This is a genomic window from Peribacillus sp. NPDC076916 (assembly GCF_050269675.1).
Classification (GTDB): domain Bacteria; phylum Bacillota; class Bacilli; order Bacillales; family DSM-1321; genus Peribacillus; species Peribacillus aracenensis.
The window spans coordinates 38,792-58,073 of the sequence record NZ_JBNNIU010000011.1; the positions used below are offsets into that span (position 1 = coordinate 38,792).

The following is a 19,282-nucleotide window of genomic DNA, read 5'->3' on the forward strand; positions in this document are numbered from 1 at the left end:
ATGGACATGGATGTCATAACGGTTAGACATGTCATGCCCATCTTCACTTTTCGTCTATATAGTCCCTAAAGCTCAATCATCTATTTTGGTTAGCATAATTCATATAAAACGGATTTAACCGTTTCTATGACAAAGCGTAAATCTTCAACGGTCGAAGATAAAGGCGGTGCAATGATCAATACATTTCCATATCCAGGAACTGTATCACCATTACGGCCGATGATAAGACCCTTTTCCTTGCAAGCCCCGATTATTTTACCCATGAACGCATCGGAAACAGGCGTTTTTGTCTTTTTATCTTCCACTAATTCAATGCCATATAAAAACCCAACTCCCCGAACTTCCCCTACCTTATCCAGGGCTGTCAGTTCAAAGAGCTCACTTAGTGTCGATTCACTAAGCTCAGATACACGTTGAACGATTTTTTCATTTTCCAAGATTTCAATGTTCTTTAGCGCAACTGCGCAAGATGCAGGGTGGCCTCCATATGTTGACACATGCCTGAAATGATTTAAATTTCCGTTCTCTTTGAATTTCTCGTAAATCCTGGAATTCACCGCCGTTGCTCCAAGGGGAAGATAACCGCTGGTCAAACCCTTTGCCATTGTAACAATATCAGGCTGAACCCCATCGGAGTGCATGAACCCAAACATTTTTCCGGTTCTTCCAAAACCTGAAACCACTTCATCCACAATTAAAAGAACATCATGCTTCTTACAGATTTCCGAAACCCTTGTTAAGTATTCTTTGGAAGGAATAAGGACCCCGCCACCAGAGATGAATGGTTCAAGAATAACACCAGCTACCGTTTCAGCCCCTTCAAAGTTAATGACCTGATCGATATATTCAGCTGCAAGCAAATCGGAATTTTCAACGTTTTCCCCAAACGGACTCCGATAACTGTACGGCGGTGGCACATGCAGGAAACCTGGAACCGCAGGATCATATTTCACTCTCCGATTTGCCTGTGCAGTTGCGCTTAGCGCGCCAAAAGTATTGCCATGATAAGCTCTGTACCTAGAGATGAATTTGTATTTACCCTGATTGCCATTTTGGGAATGATATTGCCTGGCTATTTTAAAAGCTGTCTCATTCGCCTCAGAGCCGCTGTTCGTAAAAAACGTTGTATAGGAGCCCTTTAAATGTTCACTTATTTTTGCAGATAATTCGATTGCCGGCTTATGACTTAACGTCAATGGGAAATAAGATAAGTTAATCATTTGTTCATAGGCTGCCTGCGCAATCTCTTTTCGCCCGTGACCCAGGTTCAAGCACCATAAACCGGAAACCCCATCTAGATATTTATCTCCTTTAGTATCCGTGAACCATGAGCCGGATCCTTCTGTAGCCATCATGGGAGCATCCTTCTCATTATAGCGATGCATCGCATGCCATAAATGGTCTTTATCCATTTGAACAAGGTCTTTCGTTTCAGTTTCCATCTTCACAATTGAAACCCCCTTATTATTCATTGAACACAATTAAGTTAAGTTCCCATGCTGTTACAGACCTTTTTAGAGCGAATTGGTGATGGTGCGATGACCAAAATTTCATCAAGTCATCGCACCTGCCATATCACCTTTTCACACCATTATTTATCCCAGTTTTTATGATCTAAATGAGAATATTTTTCTAATAATCTAGTAGGCATTTTTAGAGCATCTTTTCTAAATGGTGGAGCTAATTGTGTTCCATCCACCTGTATATCAATGACCGTCGGTTTATTTGATTTTATTGCTTCTTCAATGACTGCGCCTAACTCCTCAGGTTTTTCCACTCTAATACCAACAGCACCCATTGATCGGGCAACTTCCGCGAAATCAGGATTTTGGATATCCGCCCCTACAAAACGATTATTATAGAAATCAACCTGATTCTTTTTCTCTGCACACCATGCATTATTATTGAACACACATGCTATGACCGGAATGTTTTCTTCAACGGCCGTACTCACTTCATGCAAGCTCATGCCCCACGCGCCATCTCCAACAATGGCTAAAACAGGCGTGTTAGGTTCAGCTAACTTGGCACCAAGTGCAGATGGGTAAGCAAATCCCGTGTTCCCGAATGTAAGCGCAGCGATATGCCTGCGGCTCTGATTGAATTTTAAGTAAGCGTTTGCAGTTGACGATACATTACCGATATCTGTTGTAACGATAGCATTTTCAGGCAATACTTTAGTCAATTCCAAAAGGGCTCGACGCGGATTGATCGGGGTTCCATCGATCATCGCAAGATTCACCAATTCTTCTTCCCATTTTTGTTTTTCATTCGTTACTTCGACCATCCGCTTTTTTTCTTGTTTTAGGTTAGGATTACTGGCCTTCAACCGTTTCAAGATTTCATGGCTCGCCTCACGGGCATCTCCGATGATCCCCACTTCCACAGGGTGTGTCCTCGCTATTTGCCTTGGATTAATATCTATTTGGATGATTTGTGCATCTTTAGGGAAATAATCAATGTCATAGCATGGTAAAGTTCCAAAAACCGATAACCTTGTACCGACCGCCAATATGACATCCGCTTTCTTTAGTGTATTCATGGCTGCCTTTGATCCCATGTAACCGATTGGGCCGACTGACAATGGATGATCAGCAGGAAAAGCATCATTATGCATATAGGAGACAGCCACCGGTGCTGTTAAATATTCTGCAATATTCTTAATTTCCTCGATGCCATCTGAATCAACCGTTCCCCTACCGGAAATAATGACAGGATACTCAGCCTTAGCTAAAATTTCTGCCGCTCTATCCAAAGATGCAGAAGATCCGCAGCCCCGTTCATCTACGCGATATTGATGTGGTTGAAGTATTTGATCTTCCACTTCACCATAGAAGTAATCACGGGGGATATCGAATAAAACCGGTCCCCTTTCGGCATAGGCAATCCGAAATGCTGTCCTAAGGCAATCAGCGACCCGACCTGGGTGTGTCACTCTAACCGTTTCCTTAGTGATGGCCTTGAAGATGGAAACCTGATCACATTCTTGGAATCCATCCCAGCCAACCGTTGGTGTACCAGCAGAAGGTGATATGACCACCATTGGAGTATGAGCTTGATTGGCCGCTGCAACAGAGGTGACCATATTCGTCATTCCAGGTCCGTTTTGCCCGATGACAACTCCTGCAACACCAGAGACACGACAATAGGCATCTTCCATATGTGCTGCACTTTGTTCATGGCGGACCCCAATGAAACGGATGCCTGCAGTTGGCAATAAATCAAGCATATCCATGAAAGCAGATCCCAGAATTCCCGAGATATGTTTAACTCCCTCGGCCACTAATGTCTCAACGATGGCTTCACTTGGTGTCATTTTAACTTTCGTTCCTCTTAACATTTTTGTTTCGACCATAGCACATTCTCCTTAATTATAGTTATTTCTGATAATGACGTTGCGACGTCCGTACCAGTTATAAGATGTATATTACTACCATTGGATGAAACAGTCAATGAATAAATTGAATATTTTGAATTTATTTAAAAATTTTAATCATCATAGTCATTAACTCATGTATTTGAATCTTCCTTAACCAATAAATACATCCTTTTTTTCTGTCAATCTGTAGTTGATCCGATCGATGATTTCCAATAAATCACCTATTTCATCAATTACGAAATCAGCTCCTGCATTCCAAAAACGATTTTCTGCATGTTTCATCCGTTTTTGCCGTTCATATGGGTCCATTTCGTTGATTTCCGCTTCTGAAAGGCCGATTTCACTGCCGCCTTTCAATACGGCAACAGTCCACATTCCCGCAGAAATGCCTTCCTTGATGTCACTGATCGTATCGCCGACTTTAACGATTTTGCTGAGTGGATACACTTCGAGATTCATCGCCGTCTTAAAGCACATCCAAGGGGCAGGCCTTCCTGCAGGCACCTCGTTAGACGCAACAATGGAATCTGGTTGATAGCCCCATTTTTCCGCCTCTTGTTTAACAACATCAATCATTTCCCGAGTATACCCTGTCGTCGAACCGATTTTTATTCCTTGCTGCCTTAAACGTCTGACTAATTCAATTACGCCTGGTATTGGCTTGGCGTTTTCCTTGAGAACCTTAAAAAGCAAATCCTCAAAGTCCCTATACAATGATTTTAGATCTCTTTCGTCCGGTTCTTTCCCAAATTTGGCAATCCATAAATTGGAGATTCGTTTCATTTTCAGGAGTTCCATAATATGATCCATTTTCAATAAACCCATAGGTTCCCTTGCTTCCTTAATCGTAATTTCTATTCCCCTTATCCTGAATATCTCGACAAATGCTTGGACCGGCGCAAAACATCCATAATCCACCGTCGTTCCTGCCCAATCAAAGATCACTGCCTGAACCTCTTTACATTCTTTTGCACTTTCCAACCTATGTTCCCCTCCTTATCCTTACCTCCTTTAAATCACCAAACTTGCTAAACCCGTAAATACCCCACTGGTGATGACCTGGGTATAAAGAGAATTCATTTCACTTTTTCCAAAAATAACTGTAAATCTTCTTTAGTCGCCTCAGAGAGACGTTTCATTTTTTCAAGGTCCTTATCCGCATTCCCGGACTCCCCAATTAATGGGTAAAGGTTTTTCTCAATCCGTTCATACCAATCGGGGTATTCATCTTCCACTTGCTTTTCTATCGAATCCCATGTAGAACTGATCTCTTTTCCCATTTCTTGAATTTTCCCTGAATCCGCCTCCGTACTTATTTCTGATTCCAATCCTTTTATGGATTGAATCACATCGCCGACACCTTTTTTAATAACCTCTGCATTTTGGGTTTCACCCGTATTTGCATCCGGATTTTCATTCAAGACTGGACTTTTTTCTTGTTGAGCCTCGTCCGGTTCACTTGAATTGCTGCAGCCTGACAGCAACATGGCTCCAAGGATAACCCCACTAGTCATTACACGGAAACCATTCAACATAATCCCTCCTTCATGATTTAAAAGACAGATGGCGCCAAGCACCTGTTGGCACAACTCTCTTTTTCTATGGGAATCATATTCTAGCTGTTTAGTGATTGAAGAATTTTGTCTGAGGAGTTCCATAGAAGTAAACGAACATTTCCTTAAAATGGTATAGAGCAAAAGCTATAATTTTTCAGAATTAGGGGAACCAGGAACAATATTTAATTCATTCTCCATATACTTCGCCTTTTTTCTCCGAAGGAAAAAGAATGAACAGATAACGATCAAGCTAAATAGCATGGTAAAGATAAACTGTGGGCGTTGCGAATCGATAAATGCCATTAATATCAACACTGAAACCATGGAAAATATGGTTACATAAGTCAAATAAGGGAATAACCACATTTTGATCTTGAAAATTCCGGGATTTTCTTTCTCCATTCTCTTCCTTAATCGGAGATGGGAAACCGCAATGGCCAGATAAACCAGAATTCCGACTCCACCCGAGGAATTCACTAAAAAGAAAAAGATTTTATCAGGTGAGACATAACTGAAAATGGTGCTGATAAAGGCAAATAATGTAGAGCCGACTACAGCCAATATAGGGACACCGTTCTTGCTCACTTTTGAAAATAACTTTGGAGCATCACCCTTTTGTGCAAGTGAAAATAACATGCGTGAACTCGTATATAACCCCGAATTCAAACAGGAAAGCAGTGCAATGAGAATCACTATATTCATGATCAGGGCAGCAGAAGGGATTCCCATCATTTCAAGTACGGCAACAAATGGGCTTTTCAGCAAAGAAGCCGAATTCCAAGGTAATAGCGTCACTAGAATAGCGATGGAACCAATATAAAAAATCAGGATTCGCCATACCACACTATTCAATGCACTTCTAACCGACTTAACCGGATCACTCGTCTCACCCGCGGCAATCGCTGGAATCTCCACTCCAACAAATGCATGAAATACAATTGCGACGCCAACTAGTACAGAACTTAACCCGTTCGGAATAAAACCTCCAAAATTCAGAAGATTGGAAGCACCAGGTGGTTTTATCGTTGGGATTAACCCTAATATAACTGCCACACCCAGGCACAAAAATAGGATGATACTGATTATTTTAATGATTGAAAACCAGTATTCGAACTCACCAAACGATTTTACGGAAAAAATATTCGTCAGTTTCAATAAGATAATCAAAGATAGACTTATGACCCAGACGGGAACGGAAGGAAGCCAGCTGTGTATGATTGCAGCCCCCGCTGTTGCTTCCAAAGCAATGACGATAACCCAAAAGAACCAATATAACCAACCTGTTGTAAAACCGGCCCATTCACCAATCCCCTCTCTTGCATAAACGGCAAAAGATCCAGTATTGGGATTCACTGTGGCCATTTCCCCAAGCATCCTCATGACTAGAACAACGATCAAGCCTGCCAAAACATATGATAATATCGCCCCGGGGCCCGTTTGACCAATAATGATACCACTTCCTACGAATAAACCAGCGCCTATGACACCACTTAAGGATATCATCGTTAAATGTCTTTGTTTCAGGCCTGGTTTCAGTTCTTCCTGTTGATGTTTCATACCCTCCACCAACTTTCAATATTTTGGGGAATCAACTAAAATAATCGCTACTTGCATGTAATAACAAGGCTTTTTTAACTGCCTGTCCTTTACATTTTCACAAAGATAGTGGGAACTTGGAAACATGGCATTTTAAAAACAACACAGGAGATGACGCTATGAACTTAAGATTCTATATCATTATTCCCCCTTCCTTAAGGCTATTTTGACATTCGAAGCGGATATAACATCACTACGTCATGATGTTAGGACCACTTACTATGTGTATAATACACTCTGATTTTTTTAAAGTCAATTTAAAAATCAGAATATTTAGATAACAAAATGAAAATTTTCAAATAAAAAGGTTCCCATTAATACTGCAAACCTCTAATACTTTTCATTTTACTTCTTTCACCTTGGAGGATTCATCTAACACACTTTCCGTTGCTAATTTAACGGTATTCTGCTTCCTATCCAGCATTATCTTTAGAAGGTATGAAAAAAGCAATGTAAATGCAATTCCCTTAACGATCGATGTATAACCGTAAACAAGAAGGCCCAATATCAGTACGATAAGATTGATAATTCTTATTGTCGCTGCAATATCTATTTTTTCATTTTTATGATGTAAAATTAAGGCGATCACGTCAAAGCCAACAGTGGAGGCATTTGCTGTTATACATAAATAATATCCTATCGCTATCAAAATCGACGAAATGATAATCACTAACGCGATATTCATATCGAAATTAATCTTCCATGAATAAAAAAAATTAAAAAAAGCCATATAGCTTAGCGAACTTACGATCGACTTAAAAAAATACTCTTTCCCTAGAAAAACTAAACAGATGATTAACAGTAAACCTGTAACGAAATTGGCTAGCAAGGCAATGTTATAACCCGATAATGCATTCAATAATAATGCCGAGCTAGTTACCCCGCCATTGATAATTTCATTGGGAACGATTAAAAAAGCATAGGCAAAGGTCATGGAAATGTTTCCTGCGATAATTTTCACTATATCCTTCATAAACTTCTCACCATCCCGTTCGATATTTTGATAATGCTTTTTCCCCCCTAAATATATATTTATACTTGAACCATAGAATACACATCCATCGCTTACTCCAATTATTTCGGACCTTTCACCTTTCGATATCTTTACAATCACATTCTTATGTTTCCATTGGAATGTCCAATTACCTTTTTTATGTTGGAAATTATCTTATGATAGTGGTCGTTTTTTAAAATTTTGTGTGTGATTTAAAGGGGAATATAAATTGCAGAAACATGATTATCTAGAAAAGTTGCGCTTCCTCCATAAATATCCAGAATTCTCTTGAAGGGGTATAAAATTTAACCAGAGGTAATGACTTTGGGTGCAAATCCTCTATGGGCAATATTTTTATATAATTTAGTGCTTCAATACTGAATCCCAAGGCGTTTCATTCTTCTAATTAGATTTGCATGGTCAATTTCGAGTTTAAAAGCTGCTTTTCGAATGCTTGGTGAGGATTTTAGGGCATCTAAGATTATCTGAGCTTCAAATTGATTCATTGCATCCTTTAAATTAAGATGACTAGGGGGGGATATATTATTCTCATATTCAGTATCGCTTTCTAATTTCCAATTATCCCTAATATGTTCGGGCAGGTCCCTAGGCAATATGGAAGGTACTGATGTTGATACCACCAAATACTCTAATATATTTTTCAGCTCACGAACATTTCCTGGCCATTGGTAACTTTCCATAAGCTTTATCGTTTCAGGCATTATTTTTTTTATTAACCCGAACTGCTCACAAAGCTTCTTGAGGTAATAGTCAATTAAAGGTAAAATATCAGTTTTCCGCTTTAATAACGGTGGTATATCTAGATGGACTACATTAATCCGATACCATAAATCTTCTCTGAATTGCTTTTTATTAATAAGTTCCCTTAGGTCTTTATTGGTCGAACAAATTAAACGAAAGTTTAGAGGAATTGACCTTGTATCACCTATACGGGTAATAGCTTGATCTTGAAGAACTCGAAGTAATTTGGCTTGCATCAACAATGGAAGTTCTCCAATTTCATCTAATAGAATGGTACCAAAATTCGCTTTTTCAAAAAAGCCAGCCTTTCCACCTTTTTTAGCTCCCGTAAATGCTCCATCAGCGTATCCAAATAATTCCGATTCAAATAATTCAGATGGGATGGATGCACAATTCACCTTAATGAAAGGAGAATCTTTTTGTCTGCTGTACTGATGAATGTAATTAGCCAACACTTCTTTACCTGTCCCAGAGTCACCTGTAATGAGTACAGATGTTGGAAATGCAGCAATTTTTTTTGCCTTTTCTATTAATGTCTGCATTTGCTTACTTTGAAAAATAATTAGCGGATGGTTCATGCTTTGTTTTGCGTCAATTTCTTTATCAAGTTCCATTTTTCTTGTTTGACTTTGTAAATGATTCAAATAAGTTATATCTCTTACACTCGTAACTATCATTTTTACCTTTTTCTTTGAATTATCGAAGACAGGAGTAGCCGTTGCTACAAAATATTTACATTTATTGATTTTTTGCATGATAGTGGTAGTGTTCTTAGACTGTAATGCCATATACGCAGCTGATTCATCAAAATACTCCAATATTACTAAATCTCTAATATCTTCCCCTATAACTTCATTACGATTTATTCCTGTCATTTCTTCATATGCCTTATTAACTTCTATAGTGATTCCATCTTCATCCACCACATAAAGTCCGTCAGAGGAAAAGTCAATGATTGTACGCATTAGTTTATTGGTTGCCTCTAATTGTTGTACCTTTTCTAGAAGTTCATTAATCCTCATTATTATTCGCCTCCTTTTGTAGTCATTTTATTACCAGGATGGTGACAATTCAACACCATTATTTTTTATGGAACACCATTTTTGTACAATTATCCCAATACTCCAAGTTCGGCATGTTTCTTGCATTAGTATTTTATTAGTTACATTCTTTAACAAATCTTAGAAAAGGGTGATAAAATGGCTATACTTGATTTACCTCGGAATATATTGGTTGAAAATGGTGCCATTCATTATTTAGGGAAACTAATTAGTTCAAAAGGAGGGAGAAAAGTTTTCATTCTCATGGACTCTTTCTTGGCTAGACCTCCTTTGAATCTCCATGAAAAGATAAGCCTTATCTTAATGAAAAGCGGCATAGAATTTAAACTTTTCACAAATTTTTCTGGAGAACCGTCTACCAAACATGTGGAAGACGCATTAACGCATTTCAATGATTTTCAGGGAGACTGTGTACTTGGCATAGGCGGAGGCAGTGCCATCGACTTAGCAAAGGCATTATCTGTTTTCGGTAAATCAATGGATACTGAATGGAATGGCATACCTAATTACAAAAAACTAGATCGGCTCCCTCTTTTTGCAGTTCCTACAACTTCTGGAACCGGATCTGAAGTTACTAAAATTATGGTTATCACGGATTTTGTTACGAATATAAAAATGAATCCAAGTCACCCGGACCTAGTTCCTGATGTGGCAATTTTAGATCCGGAATTAACTTTAAGCCTCCCCCCCAATTTTACGGTCTATACAGGACTCGATGCTCTTTCACATGCTATTGAAGCCCTTCTTTCGAATAGGGCAACCGTCATGACCAAATTATTCTCTCTTGAAGCTATTAAACTAATCGAAAAATCACTACCAAATGTTTTTGAGGATGGTTCAAATATCGATTCTAGAAGAGAAATGATGTTGGCTAGCTGTTATGCAGGCATCGCTTTTTCAAATGCCTCTACAAATTTGGCCCATGCAACAGGAAGAGCGTTAGGAGCGAGGTTCCACATTCCACATGGACTAAGCGTAGCATTGCTGATGCCCTTCGTTATTGAATTCAGCCTAGATTCCTGCCAAGAACAATTGGCGGAAATTGCATTGGCACTTGGCGCCTCCCCTTCTCTTAATGAAGAAAAACTTACATCATTTCCTATTTCTGCACTAGAAGAATATAATGAAAAGTTCGGAGTTTGGAATGACGGACTTAAATATATAGACACCCAAAAGTTAATTGCCGAAATTCCAGCATTAGTTTCTGATGCCCTTTCAGGTAATGGAATAGCGACCAATAGAAAAGTTCCGACTGAGCAGGACATACAGAATGTTTTTCACTTATTAGCTGAGAAACTATCTAGCCGAAATTCACAAACTGTACCAAAAATAAAAATTAAGTAATACAAAAAATGAAAGCGCATACTATCCGGCTAACCTGAAAGTTTTAACTTTAATTGAAGTGCCCAAAAGTTGATCTGAATAAATACATTCACAAATAAAAACTTACTGCTTAAGAAAGCATATTGAAAACAATGCCAAATTCACTATTAGGGTTATCAGGAACTGGTAAATATATCGATCATATTGTCCCCCACTCAAATTAATATTTATGGAAATATAATTGAATACTTTATTGTTCTCCTCTTCATATTTCTACCATTTTTATGAATTTATCAATATTAGGGAGGAAAAGAGATGGAAATAAAAAAGGGTAAAACACTCTCACGTGTGGTGGGGGCTAGTCTCATTGGTTCAACGATTGAGTGGTATGACTTTTTCCTTTACGGTGTAGTCGCTGGAATTGTATTCAATAAGCTATACTTTCCTACTGATGATCCGATCGTATCCACTTTGTTAGCCTATGCCACCTTTGCTGTGGGGTTCATAGCCCGACCGGTGGGAGGATTAATTTTTGGTCATTTCGGAGACAAAATCGGTCGGAAAAGCATGTTGATAACCAGTTTAGGCATTATGGGCGGGAGTACTGTATTAATTGCCCTTATACCCACTTACAACCAAATTGGCATCTGGGCTCCTATCTGCTTGCTTATCTTAAGAATATTGCAAGGGATTGGCCTTGGCGGTGAATGGGGCGGTGCTGTACTAATGACTTTTGAACATGCACCCATAAAAAAAAGGGGGCTATATGCAAGTTTGCCTCAAATTGGACTATCAATAGGCTTGCTTTTGGCATCTGGGGTTGTGGGAGTACTTTCTTCTACTTTATCTGACAGTCAGTTCATGTCATGGGGATGGCGAACAGCTTTTGCGCTTAGTTCCATATTGATATTCCTTGGTTTATGGATTCGACTTAATGTTTCTGAATCGCCTGAGTTTAAGAAAGTGAAGGAAAATAACATAGAATCTAACATGCCTATAAAGGACATGTGGAAAAATAATACTGGTAATGTACTGGCTGGCATGGGTGCAAGATATATAGACGGCGTGTTCTTTAATGTTATGGGTGTATTTTCAATTACCTATTTAACCAACTCCCTTGATCTATCACGTACCGAGGCATTACTCGGTGTGTCCGCAGCAGCATTTGTCATGTGCTTTTTCATTCCTATCTTCGGTCATGTATCTGACCGGCTTGGAAGAACTCGAACCTATTTAATTGGTAGTCTTGTAACAGGACTTTCTGCACTACCTGCTTTTTGGATAATGTCGAACAGTAATGGCAGCACCCTTGTAATCTGGTTGGCTCTCATCATCCCTCTGGGAATCTTTTATTCATCTGTTTATGGGCCTGAGGCTGCTTTATTTGCAGAGCTATTCGATGCTCCTGTCAGATACACTGGGATGTCTTTCGTATACCAATTTTCAGGGATTTTCGCAAGTGGTTTGACTCCTATCATTGCCACTGCATTATTAGGATATAATAATGGATCTCCCATTTTACTAAGCTTGTATGTCGCTTTTGCTGGTTTAGTAAGCGCAATATCGGTTTGGTGGATTGGTAACAACAAAAAACTTAAATCCACTCCAAATATAAAGTCTGAAGCTATGATAAAAAAAGGATAAATGATCAAATTATTTCCATCAATTATTATTCCGCAATAAAAAAGTTGAGGGATATGCCCCTCAACTTTTTGTGTTCAATGACTATTTCCCAAGAAATGTTTCTTAGGTTGTAGATTAGCCATTTCATGTAACAGGTAAGGCTGCCTCATCTTTCATTAGCCTTTTTCGATAAACCATATTGGACAGCTGTACACTCACTTCATAAAGCACAAGTAAAGGGACGATGACCAAAATGTCCGAAATTATATCTGGAGGCGTAATCAGGACCGAGATGACAACCAGGACGAAATAAGAAATCTTACGAGACTTTTTCAACACTGTTGGATTGATGATGCCTAATCTGGTCAGGAACATGACCACAAGCGGCATCTCGAATAAAACCCCGAAAGGTAAGATCAAATTAATCATGAACCGAAAATACTTTTCCGCTGTGAACATCATCTCGAACTGCCCGGCCGATAGGGAAGTGAGGAAACCCAGCACTATTGGAAACAACACAAAATATCCAAATGAGATACCTGTGACGAATAGAATGAAGAGTCCGGGTATGAACCGAAATGTAACTCTTCTCTCTTCCGGTTTCAGCGCTGGAGCCACAAAACGCCATAACTGATAGGCTGCTAGCGGAATCGTTGCAGCTATTGCACAAACCGCAGCGATAATCATGTATACCCATAGGATCTCACTTGGTCCGAGCACAGCAAGCTTTCCATCCAAATCCTTAATGAGCAGTTCATAAATATCCTGTACGAATATGAAACTCACTATGAAAAAAGCCAGAAAACCTATCAGCGTTTTAATGATTCTGCTTCGGAGCTCTTCCATATGTTCAATAACTTGTAAATCCTTACTTTCCACCTTCACTCCTCCTTTTTAGATATTTCTTGCACGATTGCAAATAGCACTTCCCCTCGAACTCTTTTCATGAAAAGAAGCAGGCGAGTCTTTCCGCCCGCTATATTTCATTTACTTCACCCTTCTTTTTTTACAGCTCTTAATGCGGCTTTATTCTCGTTTTCATCCTCTTTTTCTGAATCATTCACCAATCCTTTTGTTGCACTTTTGAATTCGGACAATGTCCGGCCAAAGGCACGGCCGATTTCCGGCAGCTTAGACGGTCCAAAAATAATCAGTGCAATTACGAGGACAATCACCAAACCTGGTATTCCTATATTTGAAAGCATCCTTATTCACTCCTCTGATTTTCTCATTTTTCTTCGCTATATTCTTATCAAGCATCATTATCGTTCGCTATCAATTAATCATTTTCCCTTGCTTTTTCATTCTTTGTTTTTCATGTGCGCGATTATGGGCACGTGTCCGATCTTCCTCGACTTCGTTCGTTTTTTGTACACCTTCCATAACTGCTGCTGATGCAACCTTTCGCAGCCCTGTTTGATCCTTATCAAAAACAAAGGATGCTCTTGTCGATATGTCCGCACCTGGTTCTGTCACGAATGGGACTACTCGGTAATCCGCCTTCCATTGTTCTGGGGTTACTTTGCATCGGACATACCCCCGGTAATCATTAAAGAACTTGATATGTGGATTCTGGCTTAGTATTTTATCCGTATCCGCACGCTTATCTGCTCCATTTCCACCAGATGTGATGGAGGTTCCGACAAACTCCACACCGAATATCTTTGAATTTGGATCATCGAAATCCGCCTTTAGATTGGCTGCCCAGCTTGCATGTACATCACCCGTCAACACGACCAGATTTTCCAGATTGTTTCTTTTGATTACATCAATTAAACGATCGCGAGCAGCCGGGTATCCATCCCAGGAATCCATGCTGAATTTGGGAGCGGTTGGTGTTCCATAATTCCTTTGTGCAAAGAAAATCTGCTGAGGCAAAACGTTCCACTTCGTATTTGATTTTGATAGATTGTCAGTTAACCACTGTTCCTGCTCTGGACCTAGCAATGTCCGTTTCGGATCAAGTGACTCAGGCGTTTGCGGGGAACTTCCATCGCCGTTTGCCTGATCATCCCGGTATTGACGGGAGTCCAATACAAAGAAAGAGGCCAGATCGCCATATGTGAAATTTCTGTATAACCGCATATCCGCTCCCTTGGGCAAAGATGATTTACGAAGGGGCATATGCTCATAGTAAGCTTGATAGGCGGCGGCCCTTCTCTTGATGAATGCTTCTACGGATTGTCCTTTTTCCGGGATGACATTTGCATAATTGTTTTCAACTTCATGATCATCCCAAGTCACGACCCATGGGAAAGCTGCGTGTGCCGCTTTTAAATGGGTATCAGAGCGGTATTGTGCGTACCTATTTCGATAATCCTCAAGCGTGATGATTTCCGGACCACTATGTACACGTACATTACCTGAAGAAGAAACATATTCATTTGGTCCATATTCATATATATAATCGCCAAGGTGAAAGACAATATCCAAATCTTCTTTTGCCAAATGTTTATAGGCCGTATAATAACCATGCTCAAATTGCTGGCATGAAACAAACGCGAATGACAAGCTCGATACACTTGAACCTATTGGCGGAAGTGTTTTCGTTTTCCCAGTCTGACTTACTTCCCCTCCGCTTTTAAAACGGTAAAAATAGACCTTTTCAGGTTTTAACCCGCTTACTTCCACATGAACGGAGTGGCCAAGTTCCGGCCTGGCTATTTCCTTGCCTTGCTGGACAATCTTTCTGAAATTCTCATCCTTTGCCACTTCCCATTTAACGGAAATGGCTTCTTTTGGCATTCCTCCGCCATTCAACGGATCAGGTGCCAACCTTGTCCATAAAACTACACTGTCAGAAAGCGGATCACCTGAAGCTACACCGAGAGTAAATGGATAATCACTGAATTTCGGGGCAGCATTCACTTCAATGCCACCCATTGATTGGGCAAGGGCAAGACCTAATGAAAGTCCGGCAAGCTTACTTGCTCCCTGGATAAAGTTTCGGCGGTCCATGTTCTTACCTAATTCGCTCCAATTCTTAATTAAATCATCCATTGCTCTTTCATTATTCATTGATCTTTCCCTCCTATTATTTGAATCTGGTTCAAGTATAGTATGGCCCTTTTAAAGGTATATGAATAAATGTAAATCAACAAATTTCCAATTAGGGATTTTCATGCAGGACTTATGGATCTCTTTAAACATTAAAAAAGATCTGATTCACTAATACATTTACATAGCCCTACAAAATTTTACATACAACGACAGTCTTTCGGCCTATTTTTTCTTCATGAATCATTTATTTAATCGTTACAAATAACTGCCATGGGTTATTTTTACAATGAAAAATCTTTAATAAACTTATAATCTGTCTATGTAAGTCTAATGAAGTCTGCGAATTAGTAGAATAAAAAGCAAAGTCCGGAATCAAACTAACGAATGCTCCAATATTTTATGAGTAATCACTCACTTTTTATTTAAAAGCATCCTAATTTATGTAATAATGGTTTCATAATAAAAAATGAAAGTACTTGAGGGATTCTGCATTGGAGAGTATGGAAGAATTAAATGAAAAAATTGAGATATTGAGGAAAGAGTTAATATCTACAGGAATGATTTATGGTTTTACAGCCCCAACAACATTATATAAAAGTCAGGAACTAGATAAACTGTTGAATTTACTTAAGAAGTGAAAAAGAACCAAATGATTTAGATTATGTCTAGTTCTACTAATAATCTTGAAATCATTACAACTACACTTGGAGTTATTTCAGAATTATTTTTAATAGTCACTATGTAGTTCATGCAGCTTATTTCTCTTACTTAATCACCTCGTTTTCTTTTCTTGGACCCGTGAACTATCTTTCTGTAATATACTAATGAATGATCACCCCTTCTAACCTAATGCTTCCTAGTCAAGGCTTCTACGTCTTATTTTGTTGGTAGGAATTGTGCCGTAGAATTCAGGGTCAATTTGAACACATTTATTCTCCCCATTTAAAAAGCATCCAAAATGAATGGATGCCAAATTTTACCGAATTTTCTTTTATGTCCTGCATTTAATAAAAAACTATCTACCTCATCTAAGTTTATGAATGGTATGAGTGTTAAAATATCAACGATTCTTGTAAATTGTCTTGGACAACCTAATATTTCCTATGTGTTAATGATTTTTCACTATTTTAGTGACTGAAGCCCTTTCAATTCAGGGACAACATTGCTTACCTCCCTTCCGGAAACCGCTGCAACGATGTTCTTCGCCGCAAGCATGGCCATGTCAAATCGTGTTTGATAAGTAGCTGAACCTATATGCGGCAGGGTAACCACGTTCGGCATGGCTAAAAGCGGATTGTCAGGCGATACGGGTTCCTGTTCAAATACATCCAAACCGGCTGCAAGGATTTCCTTATTTTGCAGTGCTTCAATGAGGGCCTTTTCGTCCACCGTCTGACCGCGGGATGTATTGATGAAGATTGCGGATTTTTTCATCAGTGCGAATTGCTCCCGTCCCAAAAGATGCCTTGTCTCCGGAGTATAAGGGACCATTAAAAGGACGAAATCGGATTCCCGTAAAAGGTGCTCTAAAGAGGAGTAGGTTGTACTGAGCGTTTCCTCCACTTCGGGTTTTCTTCGCCGATTATAATACAAAACTTCCATGTTAAAACCGAATTTGCATCGTCTTGCAATAGATTCACCAATTCTCCCCATACCGATGATGCCCAATGTTTTTCCATGAACATCAACGCCAAAGAGGGGTTCATCGCCTTTTTTTCCCCACTTGCCATCCTTTACAAGCTTGTCCAGTTCCGGAATACGCCGGGCTGTGGAGAGCATTAAAGCTAAAGCTAAATCTGCCACGGTTTCATTGAGAACATCAGGTGTATTTGTACCGATTATGCTTCTCTTTTTCATTGCCTCTAGATCAAAGTTGTTGTAGCCTACCGAGATATTGCTGACAGTCTTTAGACATGGTGCATGGTCCAGTAATTCATCATCTATTTTTTCTCCGGTGATGAGCAGTCCCTCCACATCGGAAATTTCCTTTAACAGCTGGCTTCTGGTGATTGGTTCAGGGCCGTTCCATTTTTCATACTGGCAATACTTCGAAATAAATGCCTCTACCTCGGGCGGTACCGGTCTTGCTATATACACTTTTGGCATCAATTTATGTCCTCCTCGGTTACCCTATTCTTGAATAGGATGTTTTACAATGAACCAATAACAGATTGCGGCGCATCCGGCGATTAACCCGCCAGATATAAAGGCAAGAGAGTACGAACCAGTTGCATCCACTATCATGCCTGCCACAACAGGGGAAAAGGCTCCGCCAAAATAACCGCCAAAATTCTGAATTGCACCTACGGAAGCAACCATGGAAGGAGGAGCAATGTCACCGGCAAGTGCCCACGCACTGCCTGTAATGGCAGAAATAAAACAAAGAGCAAGGGTCAGTAATGTTAAGGTGATGGCGAGCCCTTTGACAAGTGGAACTGCACATACAACGATAGCGGCCGAGATGGCACATACACTGATTAAGGCACGCTTTGCTTTAATAGGTGTAGTAATTCCCTTGTCCACCCATTTTTTAGTAAGATATCCTCCGAAAATATTGCCAAAGATTCCGCCAAGCCAAGGAATACCAGCATATATACCCATTTCTTTAAGTGAGACATGATGAACATCAAACAAATAAAGGGGAAGGAAGACAAGGAAAATATTCCAGATCCAAATGGTACAGAAGAAGCCCAGAATCATCCCCCACACGCTTCGATATTTAAATAACGAACCCCATTTTATTTTTGATGATTGAATGCCTTGCTCCACTCCACCGCCTTCCGACTTAATGTAATCAAATTCCTCCTTGGAAAGTTTTTGGCTTTTTTCAGGATTTTTATAAAAAATAACAAAACCGATCGCAAAGATGATGCCGATCACACCCGTAATATAAAACAGCGCTCTCCACCCAAAAGTCACCATGATGAAAACGAGAATTGGCGGTGCAATGGCTGGTCCCCATTTGGACGAAGAATCCCAAATTCCAGTTGCCAAACCTCGTTCTTTTTTTGGAAACCAATACGAAGTGATCTTAGCCATCGTCGGAAAACACGGTGCTTCTCCCACTCCAAGTAAAATCCGTGCAGCAATAAATGAACTCATTTTATGAACGGCTCCGGTTAAAATGGTCGCACCGCTCCACCAAATCAGAGCAATTGTATACACCTTTTTGGTCCCGAACCGATCAATCAGCCAGCCGGAAGGAAGCTGCATTAATGCATAACTCCAAGAAAAAAAGGTTCCCAATAACCCGATTTCGGTAACGCTTAGTCCGAGATCCTTCATCATTTCGGGAGCTGCGATGGAGAGGTTAGCCCGATCTAGATAGTTGATTATTCCCCCAATCAATAACCAGATGACGACGGTCCATCGAAATTTCCGGCCAATATTCACTGGCTTTTCTTGCTTTGTTTCCATTTTTGCTTCCATACCTTTTCCCCCCCTTGTTATATAAAACGCCGTAATTGGCAGCGCTTCCAAAATTACAAAAAATCAGAGTTCACGCTTGGAGAATATGTATAAACAAGGAGGTTATTGTTCTATAATATAAAACTCGGTTTTTGTTTCGCGACAAAAAAAGAAAAAAGAAAATTCTTTTTATTCTGTAAAGTATCGTATTATGAGGATGTGTGATTGTCAATCTTTATTCTTATTTTCGGGACAATATTCCTAGTATACGTTTCATGTCATGTGGGGAAGAAAGGTTTAGTGACGCTTTTTATTATTTTTCTATAGAATAAGCAAGCGCTGCTGAAGCCACTTTTCTATTGGTATCATTAAATCTTAATGGAAGCTGGGATGGTTAATGAAGTTTCTACACTTCCTGATAAGCCCCCGGAATACTGTTTTCATTTATAGTGAAGATTCCATCCCTTCGCACATTTTCTCCAACTATATTTTTTAACAGCATTTTTAACAGAGGAATGAAAGTCTGGCTCATCATCCGTTCCACACAGTGACATTGAGTTACTCCTATCTCCACTCCTTT

At 39.6% G+C, this 19,282-nt stretch carries 15 protein-coding genes; 3 read left to right on the forward strand and 12 right to left on the reverse strand.

Features of this window, described 5'->3' with window-relative positions; translation table 11 throughout:
• Nucleotides 1–89: 89 nt before the first annotated feature.
• The 7 genes from ACQKFG_RS22650 to ACQKFG_RS22680 form a co-directional block, all read right to left on the reverse strand.
• On the reverse strand, nucleotides 90–1,442 hold the full coding sequence (locus ACQKFG_RS22650; RefSeq protein ID WP_342615821.1) for an aminotransferase: 1,353 nt from the start codon (nucleotides 1,440–1,442) through the stop codon (nucleotides 90–92).
• Nucleotides 1,443–1,591: 149 nt separating this feature from the next.
• Complete coding sequence (gene xsc / locus ACQKFG_RS22655; RefSeq protein ID WP_192204441.1) at nucleotides 1,592–3,355, reverse strand: sulfoacetaldehyde acetyltransferase; 1,764 nt, start codon at nucleotides 3,353–3,355, stop codon at nucleotides 1,592–1,594.
• Nucleotides 3,356–3,529: 174 nt separating this feature from the next.
• Nucleotides 3,530–4,360: a phosphonoacetaldehyde hydrolase gene (phnX, locus tag ACQKFG_RS22660; RefSeq protein ID WP_427563127.1), complete on the reverse strand. Its 831-nt coding sequence runs from the start codon at nucleotides 4,358–4,360 to the stop codon at nucleotides 3,530–3,532.
• A gap of 95 nt (nucleotides 4,361–4,455) precedes the next feature.
• Nucleotides 4,456–4,911, reverse strand: a complete 456-nt coding sequence (locus tag ACQKFG_RS22665) for a hypothetical protein (RefSeq protein ID WP_427563129.1) — start codon at nucleotides 4,909–4,911, stop codon at nucleotides 4,456–4,458.
• Between the two features lie 168 nt (nucleotides 4,912–5,079).
• Entirely contained in the window at nucleotides 5,080–6,492 is a 1,413-nt protein-coding gene (locus tag ACQKFG_RS22670) for an amino acid permease (RefSeq protein ID WP_427563131.1), read from the reverse strand.
• A gap of 379 nt (nucleotides 6,493–6,871) precedes the next feature.
• Nucleotides 6,872–7,504, reverse strand: a complete 633-nt coding sequence (locus tag ACQKFG_RS22675) for a YitT family protein (RefSeq protein WP_349729403.1) — start codon at nucleotides 7,502–7,504, stop codon at nucleotides 6,872–6,874.
• Nucleotides 7,505–7,896: 392 nt separating this feature from the next.
• A complete protein-coding gene (locus ACQKFG_RS22680) occupies nucleotides 7,897–9,309 on the reverse strand; it encodes a sigma-54 interaction domain-containing protein (protein WP_427563134.1) in 1,413 nt (470 codons plus the stop codon).
• 177 nt (nucleotides 9,310–9,486) lie between these two features.
• On the opposite strand from ACQKFG_RS22680, the gene ACQKFG_RS22685 reads away from it, so the two are divergent.
• Nucleotides 9,487–10,692 carry an iron-containing alcohol dehydrogenase gene (locus tag ACQKFG_RS22685; protein ID WP_427563136.1) on the forward strand — a complete coding sequence of 402 codons (1,206 nt, stop codon included), beginning with the start codon at nucleotides 9,487–9,489 and terminating at the stop codon, nucleotides 10,690–10,692.
• 294 nt (nucleotides 10,693–10,986) lie between these two features.
• Complete coding sequence (locus ACQKFG_RS22690) at nucleotides 10,987–12,315, forward strand: MFS transporter (RefSeq protein ID WP_192204434.1); 1,329 nt, start codon at nucleotides 10,987–10,989, stop codon at nucleotides 12,313–12,315.
• Nucleotides 12,316–12,438: 123 nt separating this feature from the next.
• Here ACQKFG_RS22690 and tatC read toward each other — a convergent pair whose 3' ends face one another.
• From tatC to ACQKFG_RS22705, 3 genes are all read right to left on the reverse strand, one after another.
• Nucleotides 12,439–13,140, reverse strand: coding sequence for a twin-arginine translocase subunit TatC (tatC, locus tag ACQKFG_RS22695; RefSeq protein ID WP_427563229.1), 702 nt, complete (start codon nucleotides 13,138–13,140; stop codon nucleotides 12,439–12,441).
• A 146-nt stretch (nucleotides 13,141–13,286) separates the two neighbouring features.
• Nucleotides 13,287–13,499 (reverse strand): twin-arginine translocase TatA/TatE family subunit, encoded by a 213-nt coding sequence (locus tag ACQKFG_RS22700; RefSeq protein WP_063233420.1) that lies wholly within the window; start codon nucleotides 13,497–13,499, stop codon nucleotides 13,287–13,289.
• Between the two features lie 70 nt (nucleotides 13,500–13,569).
• The gene (locus ACQKFG_RS22705) at nucleotides 13,570–15,312 is read right to left on the reverse strand and encodes an alkaline phosphatase D family protein (RefSeq protein ID WP_427563139.1); all 1,743 of its coding nucleotides are present in this window, start codon (nucleotides 15,310–15,312) and stop codon (nucleotides 13,570–13,572) included.
• Nucleotides 15,313–15,794: 482 nt separating this feature from the next.
• On the opposite strand from ACQKFG_RS22705, the gene ACQKFG_RS22710 reads away from it, so the two are divergent.
• Nucleotides 15,795–15,932 carry an aspartyl-phosphate phosphatase Spo0E family protein gene (locus tag ACQKFG_RS22710; protein WP_192204431.1) on the forward strand — a complete coding sequence of 46 codons (138 nt, stop codon included), beginning with the start codon at nucleotides 15,795–15,797 and terminating at the stop codon, nucleotides 15,930–15,932.
• Between the two features lie 484 nt (nucleotides 15,933–16,416).
• Here the strand turns inward: ACQKFG_RS22710 and ACQKFG_RS22715 are convergent, their stop codons facing one another.
• Both ACQKFG_RS22715 and ACQKFG_RS22720 read right to left on the reverse strand, forming a co-directional pair.
• Nucleotides 16,417–17,403, reverse strand: coding sequence for a 2-hydroxyacid dehydrogenase (locus tag ACQKFG_RS22715; protein WP_427563141.1), 987 nt, complete (start codon nucleotides 17,401–17,403; stop codon nucleotides 16,417–16,419).
• Nucleotides 17,404–17,424: 21 nt separating this feature from the next.
• A complete protein-coding gene (locus ACQKFG_RS22720; RefSeq protein WP_427563143.1) occupies nucleotides 17,425–18,723 on the reverse strand; it encodes an MFS transporter in 1,299 nt (432 codons plus the stop codon).
• Between the last annotated feature and the right edge of the window lie 559 nt (nucleotides 18,724–19,282).

Bases quoted from the DNA above. Each gene is read 5' to 3' on its own strand.
- ACQKFG_RS22670 (WP_427563131.1), bottom strand. From the start codon at position 6,492: ATGAAACATCAACAGGAAGAACTGAAACCAGGCCTGAAACAAAGACAT.
- ACQKFG_RS22675 (WP_349729403.1), bottom strand. From the start codon at position 7,504: ATGAAGGATATAGTGAAAATTATCGCAGGAAACATTTCCATGACCTTT.
- tatC (WP_427563229.1), bottom strand. From the start codon at position 13,140: ATGGAAGAGCTCCGAAGCAGAATCATTAAAACGCTGATAGGTTTTCTG.
- ACQKFG_RS22720 (WP_427563143.1), bottom strand. From the start codon at position 18,723: ATGGAAGCAAAAATGGAAACAAAGCAAGAAAAGCCAGTGAATATTGGC.
- ACQKFG_RS22700 (WP_063233420.1), bottom strand. From the start codon at position 13,499: ATGCTTTCAAATATAGGAATACCAGGTTTGGTGATTGTCCTCGTAATT.
- ACQKFG_RS22680 (WP_427563134.1), bottom strand. From the start codon at position 9,309: ATGAGGATTAATGAACTTCTAGAAAAGGTACAACAATTAGAGGCAACC.
- xsc (WP_192204441.1), bottom strand. From the start codon at position 3,355: ATGGTCGAAACAAAAATGTTAAGAGGAACGAAAGTTAAAATGACACCA.
- ACQKFG_RS22705 (WP_427563139.1), bottom strand. From the start codon at position 15,312: ATGAATAATGAAAGAGCAATGGATGATTTAATTAAGAATTGGAGCGAA.
- ACQKFG_RS22650 (WP_342615821.1), bottom strand. From the start codon at position 1,442: ATGGAAACTGAAACGAAAGACCTTGTTCAAATGGATAAAGACCATTTA.
- ACQKFG_RS22685 (WP_427563136.1), top strand. From the start codon at position 9,487: ATGGCTATACTTGATTTACCTCGGAATATATTGGTTGAAAATGGTGCC.
- ACQKFG_RS22710 (WP_192204431.1), top strand. From the start codon at position 15,795: ATGGAAGAATTAAATGAAAAAATTGAGATATTGAGGAAAGAGTTAATA.
- ACQKFG_RS22690 (WP_192204434.1), top strand. From the start codon at position 10,987: ATGGAAATAAAAAAGGGTAAAACACTCTCACGTGTGGTGGGGGCTAGT.